The organism is Exiguobacterium chiriqhucha RW-2, assembly GCF_000416965.1.
Classification (GTDB): Bacteria; Bacillota; Bacilli; order Exiguobacteriales; family Exiguobacteriaceae; genus Exiguobacterium; species Exiguobacterium chiriqhucha.
In genome coordinates, this window is record NZ_ATCL01000014.1 from 335,327 (window position 1) to 347,491 (window position 12,165).

Genomic DNA, 12,165 nt, shown 5'->3' on the forward strand with positions numbered 1-12,165 from the left:
TGGCCCTTCTTCATGGAGGAGATACAATGAACAACCAACTCATCAAACCGACGCACGTGACGACAGGGACGACACAGCTCATCGTCAATGCCGACTTAACCAAGGGGACGATCAGCAAGCACATTTATGGTCACTTCGCCGAGCATTTAGGTCGTTGTATTTATGAAGGGCTCTGGGTCGGTCCTGAGTCGCCGATTCCAAACACGGATGGCATTCGCAACGACGTGCTCGCCGCCTTGAAAAAATTGAACATTCCGGTCCTCCGTTGGCCGGGCGGCTGCTTTGCCGACGAGTACCACTGGAAGGACGGGGTCGGTCCGAACGAGAACCGAAAACGGATGGTCAACACGCATTGGGGCGGGGTCGTCGAAAACAACCACTTCGGCACCCATGAATTCATGCGCCTCTGTGAACTGCTCGAGTGTGAACCGTACATCTGTGGGAACGTTGGAAGCGGGACGGTGCAAGAGATGTCGGAATGGGTAGAGTACATGACGTTCGGTGGCGAGTCACCGATGTCGAACTGGCGACAAAAGAACGGCCGGACCGAGCCGTGGGAACTCACGTACTTCGGCGTCGGGAATGAGAACTGGGGCTGTGGCGGCAACATGCGCCCGGAATATTACGCGGACCTGTATCGCCGCTACCAGACGTACGTCCGCAACTATGATGGCAATAAACTCTATAAAATCGCCGGTGGGGCGAACATCGACGACTATAAATGGACAGAGGTCCTGATGCGGGAAGCAGGGACGATGATGGACGGGCTCAGCCTCCATTACTACACGATCCCAGGTGACTTCTGGTTGGGCAAAGGATCGGCTCTCGATTTCACGGAGGACGAATGGTTCATCACGTTGAAGCGCGCCCTCCATATGGACGAGTTGATCACGAAACACGGCCAGATCATGGACCAGTATGACCCAGAAAAACGTGTCGGCTTGATCGTCGACGAGTGGGGCACTTGGTTCGATGTGGAGCCGGGGACGAACCCAGGTTTCTTGTATCAACAAAACTCGATTCGGGATGCACTCGTAGCTGCGGTCCACTTCAACATCTTCCATAACCATAACGACCGCGTTCATATGGCGAACATCGCTCAAATGGTCAACGTGTTGCAGGCTATGATTTTGACGGAAGGAGACCGATTCATCCTCACGCCGACATACCATGTGTTCGAGATGTACAGCGTCCACCAAGATGCCGAACGCGTCGAACTCGCCGCACACACACGCGATTACGTGGCCAAAGATGAAGCCATTCCGGCCGTGAACGCCACTGCTTCGCGAAATGCGGAAGGTGTGCTCCACATCAGCCTCTGCCAACTCGACCACGAGCAAGGCGATACGGTCGAAATCGATTTGCGGGGAATCGGCGCCATCTCTGGCGTGTCGGCCCGGATTTTGACGGCAGACCATTTGAACGCCCATAACACGTTCGAACAGCCTGACCTCGTCTCACCACAGGACCATGATGTGACAGTCACGGAAGACGGCAAGCTCGTCCTCGATGTGCCGGCGATGAGCGTCATCACCATCGCGGTCCGCTGAGATGACAGTGGCGGAGACGCGGCGATGTCGGACCTGTACACCGCAAGCGACAGACCAAGACTGGCTGTTGACCATCGATGCGGAAGTCATGGAGCAGGTGTCGGATACGGAATACGAGGCGCGCCTCACCCATTGCGCGGCTTGCCCGTTCCAGCAACAAGATACTTGCTTGAAATGTGGGTGTTACGTCTCGTATCGGGCACGACTCGCGACGAAGCACTGCCCAGTGAACGTTTGGTAAAAAGGAGTGGATGTCATGAAGCGGCAACTAGAAACAGCGATTGACGAGTCGACGATCACGCTCGAGAACGATGTGTATCGATTGAACATATTGACTTACGGAGCGACGTTGCAAGAATTTTCGATTCAGGACGATGGCTGGAAAAATATCGTCTTGTCGTACGACACAGTCGAGGCGTACATGCAGGACACGTATTATTTGGGTGCGACGATCGGACGGGTCGCCGGACGGATCGACCAGAGTACGTTCGACCTGGATGGTGTGACGTATCACGTGCCCGCAAATGAAGGTGTCCATCACCTTCACGGCGGAGAAGGGTTGCACCGTCGCGTCTGGACGGTCGAACAGAGAACGTCCGACCGTGTGACGCTTCATTACGTCAGCCCGGACGGAGAGAACGGATATCCCGGGGCACTCGATGTCCGCGCCACGTTCGAACTGGTCGACCACGGCGTCACCATCACATACGAGGCGACCTCTGATCAAGATACGGTGTGTGATTTGACGAACCACACGTATTTCAACTTGAGCGGAGGTGAGCGGGATATCTTGAACCATGAGCTTACGTTGTCCGCCGACACGTTCGCTGAGCTGCGGGATGATTTGATTCCGACGGGTCGCTTGCTTGAAGTCGATCAGACAGCGTTTGATTTCCGGTCTGGTCGTGTCTTGGCGGACGGTCTCGAGTCAACCCATCCACAAAACGAATTGGTCAACGGCTATGACCATCCGTTCGTCTTCGCGGGGCGACGGGAAGCGAGACTCTATGAGCGAGCGTCACAGCGAGAGTTGACGATCTCGACGACGGCCCCCGCCATCGTCCTCTATTCGGGCAATCAGATGAACGAGACGACTTCATTGCGTGAAGGGACGTCGAGACGTTACTACGGCGTCTGTCTGGAGCCGCAACACCTCCCTGATGCCGTTCACCACGAGACGTTCCCGTCGATTCGCTTGAAGGCAGGGAACACGTACCGTTGGCAAACGACGTACCGCGTTGAGACAGGAGTCAGCCGATGAACCTCGAACAGATTAACGAACACGTACAAGCTTGTGATTGCGGGAATCCCCATCACGCGATCACGATTGAACGGATGGTCGCGTCCGAACACGTCTGGGTCGAATTGGCTGCGTTCGTCCACGAAAAAGAGTGGAACCACCTCCTCGTCGTCGCCGACATGAATACCGAGCACGTCGGGTTTCTCCCGCTACGAGAAGCCTTGACGGACATCGGAGTCGATGTGTCGCTCGTCTCGCTCCAAGCGGATGAGCAAGGCGACGTCTTGGCGGAGGAACGCTCGGTCGTACAAGTATTGCTTCAACAAGATGAAACCGTCGACGCGCTCATTGCGCTAGGTGCCGGCACGATTCATGACGTCACCCGGTTCTGTGCGGCCAAAACGAAAGTACCGTTCATCTCGGTGCCGACCGCGCCGTCAGTGGATGGCTTCACGTCGAAAGGAGCCCCCCTCATTGTGAGAGGTAAAAAAATCACGTACCAGCTCGTGTCCCCGATTGCCGTGTTCGTCCCGAGTCAGGTGATTCGAAAGGCACCCGACGCGTTGGTCGCAGCCGGGGTCGGCGATATGCTCGGGAAATACACGTCCTTGTTGGATTGGCGGTTCGGAGCATTTGACGGCGGTGAACCGTTTTGTCCGGTCGCCGCATCGTTGACGGAGCAGGCGTTACAATCGTGTGTGAACGCCTTGCCTGCCATCTATAAACGAGACGCGGACGGGTTGGATCAACTGATGGAGTCGCTGTTGTTGTCCGGAGTCGCCATGTTGATTTTCGGTCATTCGCATCCAGCTTCCGGTGGTGAGCATCACTTGTCCCACTATTGGGAGATGGATTTCATCGCCAACCATCGTCCGGCGGTCCTCCATGGAACGAAAGTCGCCATCGCCACGATGGAACTCATCGATTCCTATAAAACAATGATGCTCGAACGGCCCGACACGCCGGACGCGCTACGGGCATGGGCCGAGCAGATGCCGACAAGCCAAGAGCTCGAACACATCTTCCACGCGTTACAGGCACCGCTGCGGCCGGATGAGATCGGGGTCTCCTCGCTCTTATTAGCGAGTAGCAAGCGAGAGGCGTACCGTTTGAGAGAACGACACACACTGTTAAAACATATGAGTTTGAACCGAACAGAATCTGAGGTAGGGGAGCGTTCTTTATGAGAGAGACGATCACAAATCCGCTAGTGGAACAACGAGCGGACCCATGGATCATGCGCCATACAGATGGCTATTATTACTTCACGGCCTCGTTGCCAGACTTCACGGGCATCCCGCTCCGTCGAGCTAAGACGCTCGCCGCCTTGACCGAGGCCGACGAACGAGTCGTCTGGACTAAACGTGAGACGGGTATCATGAGTGCGAACATTTGGGCCCCGGAATTACATCACATCCAAGGAAAATGGTACCTCTATTTTGCGGCCGCGCGAGAAGATCACGTCTTCGATCATCGGATGTATGTGTTCGAGAATAGCTCGGCGAATCCGCTCGAAGGGGAATGGATTGAAAAAGGACAGGTCCGGACTTGGTGCGAATCGTTCGCGCTTGATGCGACGACGTTCGAGCACGAGGGGCGCCTCTATTATGTATGGGCCCAAAAAGACCCGTCCATCGATGGCAACTCGAACCTCTACATCTCGGAGATGGCGAACCCGTGGACACTCACGGGGCCACAGACGATGATTGCGACGCCGGAGTATGACTGGGAGAAGGTCGGTTTCCTCGTGAACGAAGGGCCGGCCGTGTTGAAGCGGAACGGTCACATCTATATCACGTTCTCTGCGAGTGCGACGGACCATCACTACTGTATGGGCCTCCTGCGCGCTGAGGGGACGAGTAATTTATTGGACGCGGCGAGTTGGACGAAACATCCGGACCCGGTCTTCGGAACCGATGAAGCGGCCAGTCAATTCGGACCGGGTCACAACAGTTTTACGACGCTAGATGACGGGACGGACATCCTCGTCTATCATGCCCGTAACTATAAAGAAATCGTCGGGGACCCGCTCTGGGACCCGAACCGACATACGCGTGTCCAACCGTTCATGTGGGATGAAACTGGCCCAGTGTTCGGCCGACCGATTCGTGACGAGGAGGCTGTACGATGAAGCAAGTAGAAGATCGACATTTGATAGTAGAACAGCGGGCCGACCCGTGGGTATATTTGCATACGGATGGCTACTACTACTTCACGGCGTCGGTGCCTGAGTATGATTTGATCGAGTTACGCCGCGCCAAGTCGCTTCAAGCACTTCGGACGGCCGAGCCGGTGACCGCATGGGTGAAACACGAGACGGGTCCGATGAGCGACTTAATTTGGGCGCCTGAACTGCACCACATTCATGGCAAGTGGTATCTCTATTTTGCGGCCGCGAAATCGCGGGACATCGTCAACGGTCTGTTCGACCACCGCATGTTCGTGTTAGAGAACGAATCAACGAATCCGCTCGAAGGGGAGTGGGTCGAAAAAGGGCAAGTCCAGACCGAATGGGATTCGTTCGCCCTTGACGCGACCGTGTTTGAGCATAAAGGGACTCACTATTTGGTGTGGGCCCAAAAAGACCCGTCTATCGACGGAAACTCAAATGTATACATCGCCGAGCTCGAAAACCCATGGACGATTAAATTGCCACAAGTCATGTTGACGAAGCCTGAGTATGATTGGGAGACTCGAGGTTTCCTCGTCAATGAGGGGGCGGCCGTGTTGAAGCGGAACGGCCACATCTTCATCACGTATTCGGCGAGTGCGACCGATGAGAACTACTGCATGGGTATGTTGTGTGCTTCGGACGACGCTGATTTGTTGAACCCGGCATCGTGGTCGAAATCGTTCCGGCCGGTGTTCCAGACGAATGCTGACGTGAATCAATTCGGGCCCGGTCACAATAGCTTTACTGTGAACGAGAAGGGAGAAGATGTCCTCATCTATCATGCTCGGACGTATACAGAAATTGAAGGAGATCCCCTCTACGACCCGAACCGTCATGCGCGCGCACAAGTGTTCACGTGGAATGAAGAAGGGCGCCCGGAATTCGGGAAGCCGCTCTAATCAGTAACAGACGCTCACACGTTGTGGGCGTCTGTTTTTATGTAACGGGAGCGGACGTCACGAACTACAGTTGATCAGATGCACCATCCCCTCTCTGATTTTCTTCACTGAATTCACTCCAATCCTGCATCAACGCGCACAGTTTTGTATAATTGAAAGCGAGAGCTAGGAAGGGAGAAACGATTCGATGAAACCAAAGATTGAGGACGTAGCCAAGTTGGCTGGGGTTTCTCCGACAACCGTGTCACGTGTGTTGAACAATCGTGGCTATATCAGTGAAAAGACTAAAACAAAAGTTGAGGCGGCGATGCAAGAACTCAACTATTTTCCGAACGACGTGGCGCGGTCGCTGTTCAATAAGCGCTCGTACTTGATCGGCTTGATTTTACCGACAACGGCCAACCCGTTCTTCGGGGAGCTCACGTTCCATATTGAGAACTATTGTGCAACGAACGGGTATAAAGTACTCCTATGCAACAGTTTGAACCAAGTCGATAAAGAAGAGCGTTATTTGGAGATGTTGCTCCGGAACCAAGTCGATGGCATTATCGTCGGGACACATAACCGTGGGATTCTCGATTACCATAAACAAAATTTGGCGGTCGTGGCAATTGACCGTTACTTATCTGATACGATTCCGGTCGTTAGTTCGGATAATTATCAAGGTGGCAAACTGGCGACCGATTATTTATGGACAAAAGGCTGTCGTCGCATCGCTTTAATCGATGGGGAAGGGTCACTCGAGACCCCGGCCCGCCTCAGACGGCAAGCCTATCTCGACGTGATGAAAGCACACGGTCAAGAACCGATCGTGTACGAGGTCGAAGAAGTCTTTGATCGCACGAGCCAAGAAGCCGTCATGCAAAAGTTGATTGACGAACAACCGGAGCTCGATGGGGTGTTCGCGACGAACGATTTGTTCGCGGCCTCCTTCATGCGCGTGATGAAAGCTTCTAAACACTCGTCTAGAAAAATTGAAGTGGTCGGCTATGATGGGACCGAGGCAGTCCGTTCGCTCTTGCCCGAACTCGTGACCGTACAACAACCGATCGAAGAGATTGCGAAGACGGCCATCGATCTTCTGCTGAAAGAAATCGACGGGGAATTTACAGACGAAGGTAGAGAAATTCAACTTCCTGTCCGTATGATTCAAGGCGCCGACGCTTAAAGATCGACCCGCTCTTTACGAGGAGCGGGTTTTTTCAATTCAAGAAAAAAGTGACAACAATATGTCAACCGGTTGACATATGAAAGCGGTTGACATATTATGATTTTGAAAGTGCTTTCAATTTGTAGTTCATTCTATTTTTGAGGGAGACACCATCATGAAAACGTCAAAAATCTTGTATTGGAAACTCAGTGCCTATTTCTTCTTCTTCTTTTTCACTTGGTCGTCGAGTTATTCATTGTTCTCGATTTGGCTCGGTCAAGAGATGCAACTGACTGGCGCCCAGACTGGCTTGGTCTTTTCTGTAAACGCTATCTTTGCGCTGTTGATGCAACCGCTCTATGGATTCATCTCCGATAAGATTGGTCTAAAGAAAAACATTTTGTTCTTCATCAGCATGCTGCTCGTGTTTGTCGGTCCGTTCTATATCTATGTATACGGACCACTCCTTCAGTACAACGTCATCATCGGTGCCGCTGTCGGGGGGCTCTATCTCGGGACGGCCTTCCTTGCCGGGATTGGTGCAATCGAGTCGTATATTGAAAAAGTAGGACGGAAATATGATTTTGAGTACGGGAAGACGAGAATGTGGGGTTCTCTCGGATGGGCTGCAGCGACGTTCTTCGCAGGGCAATTGTTCAACATCAACCCAAACATCAACTTCTGGGTGGCGTCGGTCTCGGCCATCGTCTTGGTCGCGATCATCTTATCCATCAAGGTAGAAGTCACGGATGTCGAGATGGAACGGGCGGCCTCGGTCACATTGAAAGACGTCGGTCATTTGTTCACATTGAAAGATTTTTGGTATTTGATGCTGTATGTGATTGGTGTCGCTTGTGTATATGGTGTGTATGACCAACAGTTCCCGGTCTATTACTCGTCGCTCTTCCCGACAGAGGCACAAGGGAATCAGGTGTTCGGCTACTTGAACTCACTCCAGGTATTCTTAGAAGCTGGGATGATGTTTGCCGCACCGTTTGTCGTCAATAAAATCGGCGCAAAAAATAGCTTGATTCTTGCCGGTTACTTGATGGCGTTCCGGATTGTCGGATCGGGACTCGTCGAAGGGCCGATTGGGATTTCTTCGATGAAATTGATTCACGCCTTGGAGTTGCCGATTATGCTCGTCGCAATCTTCAAATACTTGGCAGCCAATTTCGATACGCGTCTATCGTCGGTGCTGTATCTCGTCGGTTTCCAGTTCGCCAAACAGGTCGGGGAGTCGATCATGTCACCGGCTGCCGGATACTTCTATGACAGTATCGGATTTAGACAAACATATTTAGCGATGGGAGCCATCGTTCTCGCGTTCACGGTCATCTCGATGTTCACGTTATTGAACGAGAAGAAGGCCGATCTTCAAAAACCAACATCAAAAGATATGGGACAAGTCATTTAACTTAAAGGAGCGATCATATGTTAACGCACACAACACAGACAGAGGCAGACAAAGCGGTGGCCGAAGCGAAAGCGAAACTAGACACGACGTATCGGCTCGGCTATCACATCATGGCGCCGGCCAATTGGATCAATGACCCGAACGGACTGATTCACTACAAAGGTGAGTATCACGTTTTCTATCAACACCATCCGTACGACGAGAATTGGGGACCGATGCATTGGGGACACGTGAAGAGTAAAGACCTCGTTCATTGGGAGCACCTCCCGATTGCGATCGCCCCGACAGAGGAATACGAGCGGGACGGTTGCTTCTCTGGGAGCGCGGTCGATGACAATGGTGTCCTCACATTGATTTATACGGGCAATCTCTTCATCGACAAGGAGAAAGACATTCTCGACCAATCTCAATGTATCGCCACGAGCACCGACGGCATCCACTTTGAGAAGCATCCTGAAAATCCGGTTATCCCGACGCACCCGGAAGACGGTTCTGGTCATTTCCGTGATCCAAAAGTATGGAAGCACGAAGACGAATGGTACATGGTCCTCGGTACCCGAAAAGGTGACATCGGGAAGGCGATCCTCTACAAGTCGGCAGATTTGAAGGAATGGCAGTATCTCGGTGTGCTCGGAGAGAGTGATGGGACGGAAGGATACATGTGGGAATGTCCGGACTTCTTTGAACTCGACGGCGAGCACGTGCTCTTGTTCTCACCGCAAGGGATGAAACCAGAAGGTGACCGTTATCAAAACCTATTCCAGACCGGATACATGACGGGGTCGTTCGACTATGAGACGAACACATTCGACCGGGGTGCATTTAAAGAGCTCGATTATGGACATGATTTTTATGCCGTGCAGACGTTGCTCGATGACAAAGGCCGGCGCATCGCCATCGGGTGGATGGACATGTGGGAATCGGAGATGCCGACGAAAGAACATGGCTGGGCCGGGGCATTGACGTTACCTCGTGTGCTGACGCGAATGGAGGACGGCCGCATCAAGATGGAGCCGGTCGAAGAGCTGACGGCCCTTCGTTCGAAACGATTTGACTTGGACCTATCGACCATCGAGGATACAGAGATCGTCACCAACGTCACAGAGGAGCTGCTCGAAGTAGAAGTTGAGTTTTCCTTACGTGATGTGACGGCGGAGGCATTCGGCATCAAGTTGCGTCGCAGTGAGGACGGGAAGCAAGAGACGGTCATTCGGTTCTCGACGAAGACGCAACAACTATCACTCGATCGGACGAAGTCAGGTGTGGGCGTCGATGGGGTGAGAACGGTCGAGGTCGAAGGGGAAGATGATGTGCTCAGTTTGCGTCTCTTCTTGGACCGCTCATCAGTAGAAGTATTCGCCAACGGTGGGACGACGGTGATGACGAGCCGGATTTATCCGGATCCGACAAGTCTCGGTCTATCGTTCTATGCCGAGGGGGGACGTGTCGACATCAAATCGTGCCGTGTTTGGAGTTTGAGCGATGTGTGGAACGAACAATAAACATGCAGAGCCAAGTATCCATCTTTCGAGGTGGGGCTTGGCCCTTTTTATGAAGATGAGAAAGGATGGAAATGAACATGAGACAACTTCATTGTATGGGTGAGGCGCTGATTGATTTGATTGCGCATACGAAAGGACAATCATTGGACCAAGTAACGACGTTTGAACGGGTCGCAGGAGGGGCCCCGGCAAATGTGGCTGCCGTCGTGGCTTCATTAGGAGGACAATCTTCATTGATCACAAAGCTAGGAAATGACGCGTTCGGGGACTATTTGGTTTCCACACTGAAAGCGAAAGGGGTTGGCGTCGAACACATCTTCCGGACGAGTGAAGCGAATACAGCGCTAGCGTTCGTCTCGGTAAAAGAGGACGGCGATCGAGATTTTTCGTTCTATCGAAATCCGTCGGCTGATTTATTACTGAATGAGGATGAAGTGAAGAGAGAATGGTTCAATCAACAGGATATTTTTCATTTTGGGTCGGTCGACTTGGTCGAGAGTCCGATGAAATATGCGCATCGCCGTGCAATCGAATGGATGACACAAGCCGGTGGCATCATCAGTTTTGACCCGAATGTACGCACCTCACTTTGGAATGACTTAGACGTCTACAAACAGACGATTCAAGAGTTTCTGCCTTTCGCCCATATCCTCAAAGTGTCGGAAGAAGAGCTTGAATTCATCACGGGTATCCCCGAACAAAAACGAGCGATTGCTTCCTTGTTTAAAGGCAATGTGCGTATCGTGCTCTACACGAAAGGAGCGCGAGGAGCCACGATTTATACAAAAGATCACACCTGGGAGGTACCTACGTTTCCAATCAAGGTCGCTGACACGACCGGTGCCGGCGACGCGTTTATGGGGGGATTTTTATATCAGTTGCTTGTGAATGAGGCGACCGTTTCTACGCTCGAACCATTCATAGGTCGTCATGGCGAAGAGGTCTTACGGTTTGCCAATGCGACTGGCGCGCTCGTCGCATCAGTGAAAGGTGCGATTGACGTTTTACCGACGCAAACCCATGTCAATACGTTATTGGACACGCATAGCGTTTAAGGAAAAGCGGTTTCTTGTCCAAAATAGATGGAAGTTCACATTGACAACGTCAAGACATTCATCCTATACTCATAAATGATAATGATTATCAATGTCGGCGTAAAACGTTGTCATACAGAAAAAGGGGACTAGGACATGAACAGCTACAAGAAAATGCTACATATGTTCATCATCATGTCTGCTTTCGTGCTCGTGCTCGCAGGATGCGGCTCGAACAATGAAGATGCAGCCACGACAGATGAATCTGCTGAAACGGCAGAAGGCTATCCAATCACAATCAAACACGCGTTAGGCGAGACGGTCATCGACAAGAAGCCGGAACGTGTCGCAACGGTCGGTTGGTCAAACCAAGACGTGGCGCTCGCGCTCGACGTCGTACCAGTCGGTTTCTCGGCTGCGAACTACGGTGTCCAAGACGGCAGCGGCATGTTGCCGTGGACGGCTGACAAGTTGAAAGACCTCGGTGAAGAAAACCCGAACATCTACCAAGATACGGACGGTCTCGACTTCGAAGCAATCGCCGACTCACAGCCGGACGTCATTCTTGCTGCCTACTCAGGCATCACGCAAGAAGATTACGACACGTTGACAGAAATCGCACCGGTCGTCGCATACCAAGAGACGCCTTGGGTGTCATCATGGCAGGACACGGTTCGTTACGACTCAATGGCCATGGGCATGGAAGAAGAAGGCAAACAGTTGATTGAAGACACAGAGAAACTCATCGCTGACAAGGCAGCTGAAGTACCGGAGATGAAAGGGAAAAAAGCGGCATTCGTCGCGCTCAGCCCAGACGATCTCTCGAAGTTCTACATCTACACGACGGGTGACCCACGCGGTGCCTTCATCGAAGAACTCGGCATGGAGTACCCTGAGAACATCACAAGCCAAATCAAAGATGAGAACAGCTTCTACCTCGAGCTCAGCTCAGAGAACGCTGACATCTTGAACGACGTCGACATCTTCGTCGCCTACGGGAACGAAGAGACGTTGAAAGCACTTCAAGCTGACCCGCTCTACAGCAAAGTGCCGGCCATCAAACGCGGTTCGGTCGTCATGATCGAAGATAACACGCCGCTCGCGGCTGCTGGGACACCATCACCACTCTCGATCGAATATACGATTGACGACTACGTGAAACTCGTGTCAGAAGCACTCGCGAAAGTCGAGTAATCAAAT

11 protein-coding genes are annotated in these 12,165 nt (G+C 52.4%); all 11 read left to right on the forward strand.

What is annotated here, in order from left to right:
- The first annotated feature begins 26 nt into the window (after nucleotides 1-26).
- On the forward strand, nucleotides 27-1,550 hold the full coding sequence (locus M467_RS21445) for an alpha-N-arabinofuranosidase (RefSeq protein WP_021066218.1): 1,524 nt from the start codon (nucleotides 27-29) through the stop codon (nucleotides 1,548-1,550).
- 1 nt (nucleotide 1,551) lies between these two features.
- Nucleotides 1,552-1,791, forward strand: a complete 240-nt coding sequence (locus M467_RS31665; protein WP_074036941.1) for a DUF6171 family protein — start codon at nucleotides 1,552-1,554, stop codon at nucleotides 1,789-1,791.
- Between the two features lie 15 nt (nucleotides 1,792-1,806).
- Nucleotides 1,807-2,811 carry an aldose epimerase family protein gene (locus M467_RS21450; protein ID WP_021066219.1) on the forward strand — a complete coding sequence of 335 codons (1,005 nt, stop codon included), beginning with the start codon at nucleotides 1,807-1,809 and terminating at the stop codon, nucleotides 2,809-2,811.
- Complete coding sequence (locus M467_RS21455; RefSeq protein WP_021066220.1) at nucleotides 2,808-3,977, forward strand: sn-glycerol-1-phosphate dehydrogenase; 1,170 nt, start codon at nucleotides 2,808-2,810, stop codon at nucleotides 3,975-3,977. Before M467_RS21450 ends, M467_RS21455 begins: the two co-directional genes overlap by 4 nt.
- A complete protein-coding gene (locus M467_RS21460; protein ID WP_021066221.1) occupies nucleotides 3,974-4,921 on the forward strand; it encodes a glycoside hydrolase family 43 protein in 948 nt (315 codons plus the stop codon). The genes M467_RS21455 and M467_RS21460 overlap by 4 nt, the downstream gene beginning before the upstream one ends.
- Nucleotides 4,918-5,862, forward strand: a complete 945-nt coding sequence (locus M467_RS21465; protein WP_021066222.1) for a glycoside hydrolase family 43 protein — start codon at nucleotides 4,918-4,920, stop codon at nucleotides 5,860-5,862. Before M467_RS21460 ends, M467_RS21465 begins: the two co-directional genes overlap by 4 nt.
- 187 nt (nucleotides 5,863-6,049) lie before the next feature.
- Complete coding sequence (locus M467_RS21470; RefSeq protein ID WP_021066223.1) at nucleotides 6,050-7,030, forward strand: LacI family DNA-binding transcriptional regulator; 981 nt, start codon at nucleotides 6,050-6,052, stop codon at nucleotides 7,028-7,030.
- A gap of 157 nt (nucleotides 7,031-7,187) precedes the next feature.
- On the forward strand, nucleotides 7,188-8,429 hold the full coding sequence (locus M467_RS21475; RefSeq protein WP_021066224.1) for an MFS transporter: 1,242 nt from the start codon (nucleotides 7,188-7,190) through the stop codon (nucleotides 8,427-8,429).
- 17 nt (nucleotides 8,430-8,446) lie between these two features.
- Nucleotides 8,447-9,931, forward strand: coding sequence for a glycoside hydrolase family 32 protein (locus M467_RS21480; RefSeq protein ID WP_021066225.1), 1,485 nt, complete (start codon nucleotides 8,447-8,449; stop codon nucleotides 9,929-9,931).
- A gap of 77 nt (nucleotides 9,932-10,008) precedes the next feature.
- Nucleotides 10,009-10,986 carry a carbohydrate kinase family protein gene (locus M467_RS21485; RefSeq protein ID WP_031200029.1) on the forward strand — a complete coding sequence of 326 codons (978 nt, stop codon included), beginning with the start codon at nucleotides 10,009-10,011 and terminating at the stop codon, nucleotides 10,984-10,986.
- Nucleotides 10,987-11,121: 135 nt separating this feature from the next.
- Nucleotides 11,122-12,159 carry an iron-siderophore ABC transporter substrate-binding protein gene (locus M467_RS21490; protein ID WP_021066227.1) on the forward strand — a complete coding sequence of 346 codons (1,038 nt, stop codon included), beginning with the start codon at nucleotides 11,122-11,124 and terminating at the stop codon, nucleotides 12,157-12,159.
- The last annotated feature ends 6 nt before the right edge of the window (nucleotides 12,160-12,165 follow it).

What these genes read in the sequence shown, in the direction of transcription:
- M467_RS21445 (WP_021066218.1), top strand. Translation starts at nt 27, where the DNA reads ATGAACAACCAACTCATCAAACCGACGCACGTGACGACAGGGACGACA.
- M467_RS31665 (WP_074036941.1), top strand. Translation starts at nt 1,552, where the DNA reads ATGACAGTGGCGGAGACGCGGCGATGTCGGACCTGTACACCGCAAGCG.
- M467_RS21450 (WP_021066219.1), top strand. Translation starts at nt 1,807, where the DNA reads ATGAAGCGGCAACTAGAAACAGCGATTGACGAGTCGACGATCACGCTC.
- M467_RS21455 (WP_021066220.1), top strand. Translation starts at nt 2,808, where the DNA reads ATGAACCTCGAACAGATTAACGAACACGTACAAGCTTGTGATTGCGGG.
- M467_RS21460 (WP_021066221.1), top strand. Translation starts at nt 3,974, where the DNA reads ATGAGAGAGACGATCACAAATCCGCTAGTGGAACAACGAGCGGACCCA.
- M467_RS21465 (WP_021066222.1), top strand. Translation starts at nt 4,918, where the DNA reads ATGAAGCAAGTAGAAGATCGACATTTGATAGTAGAACAGCGGGCCGAC.
- M467_RS21470 (WP_021066223.1), top strand. Translation starts at nt 6,050, where the DNA reads ATGAAACCAAAGATTGAGGACGTAGCCAAGTTGGCTGGGGTTTCTCCG.
- M467_RS21475 (WP_021066224.1), top strand. Translation starts at nt 7,188, where the DNA reads ATGAAAACGTCAAAAATCTTGTATTGGAAACTCAGTGCCTATTTCTTC.
- M467_RS21480 (WP_021066225.1), top strand. Translation starts at nt 8,447, where the DNA reads ATGTTAACGCACACAACACAGACAGAGGCAGACAAAGCGGTGGCCGAA.
- M467_RS21485 (WP_031200029.1), top strand. Translation starts at nt 10,009, where the DNA reads ATGAGACAACTTCATTGTATGGGTGAGGCGCTGATTGATTTGATTGCG.
- M467_RS21490 (WP_021066227.1), top strand. Translation starts at nt 11,122, where the DNA reads ATGAACAGCTACAAGAAAATGCTACATATGTTCATCATCATGTCTGCT.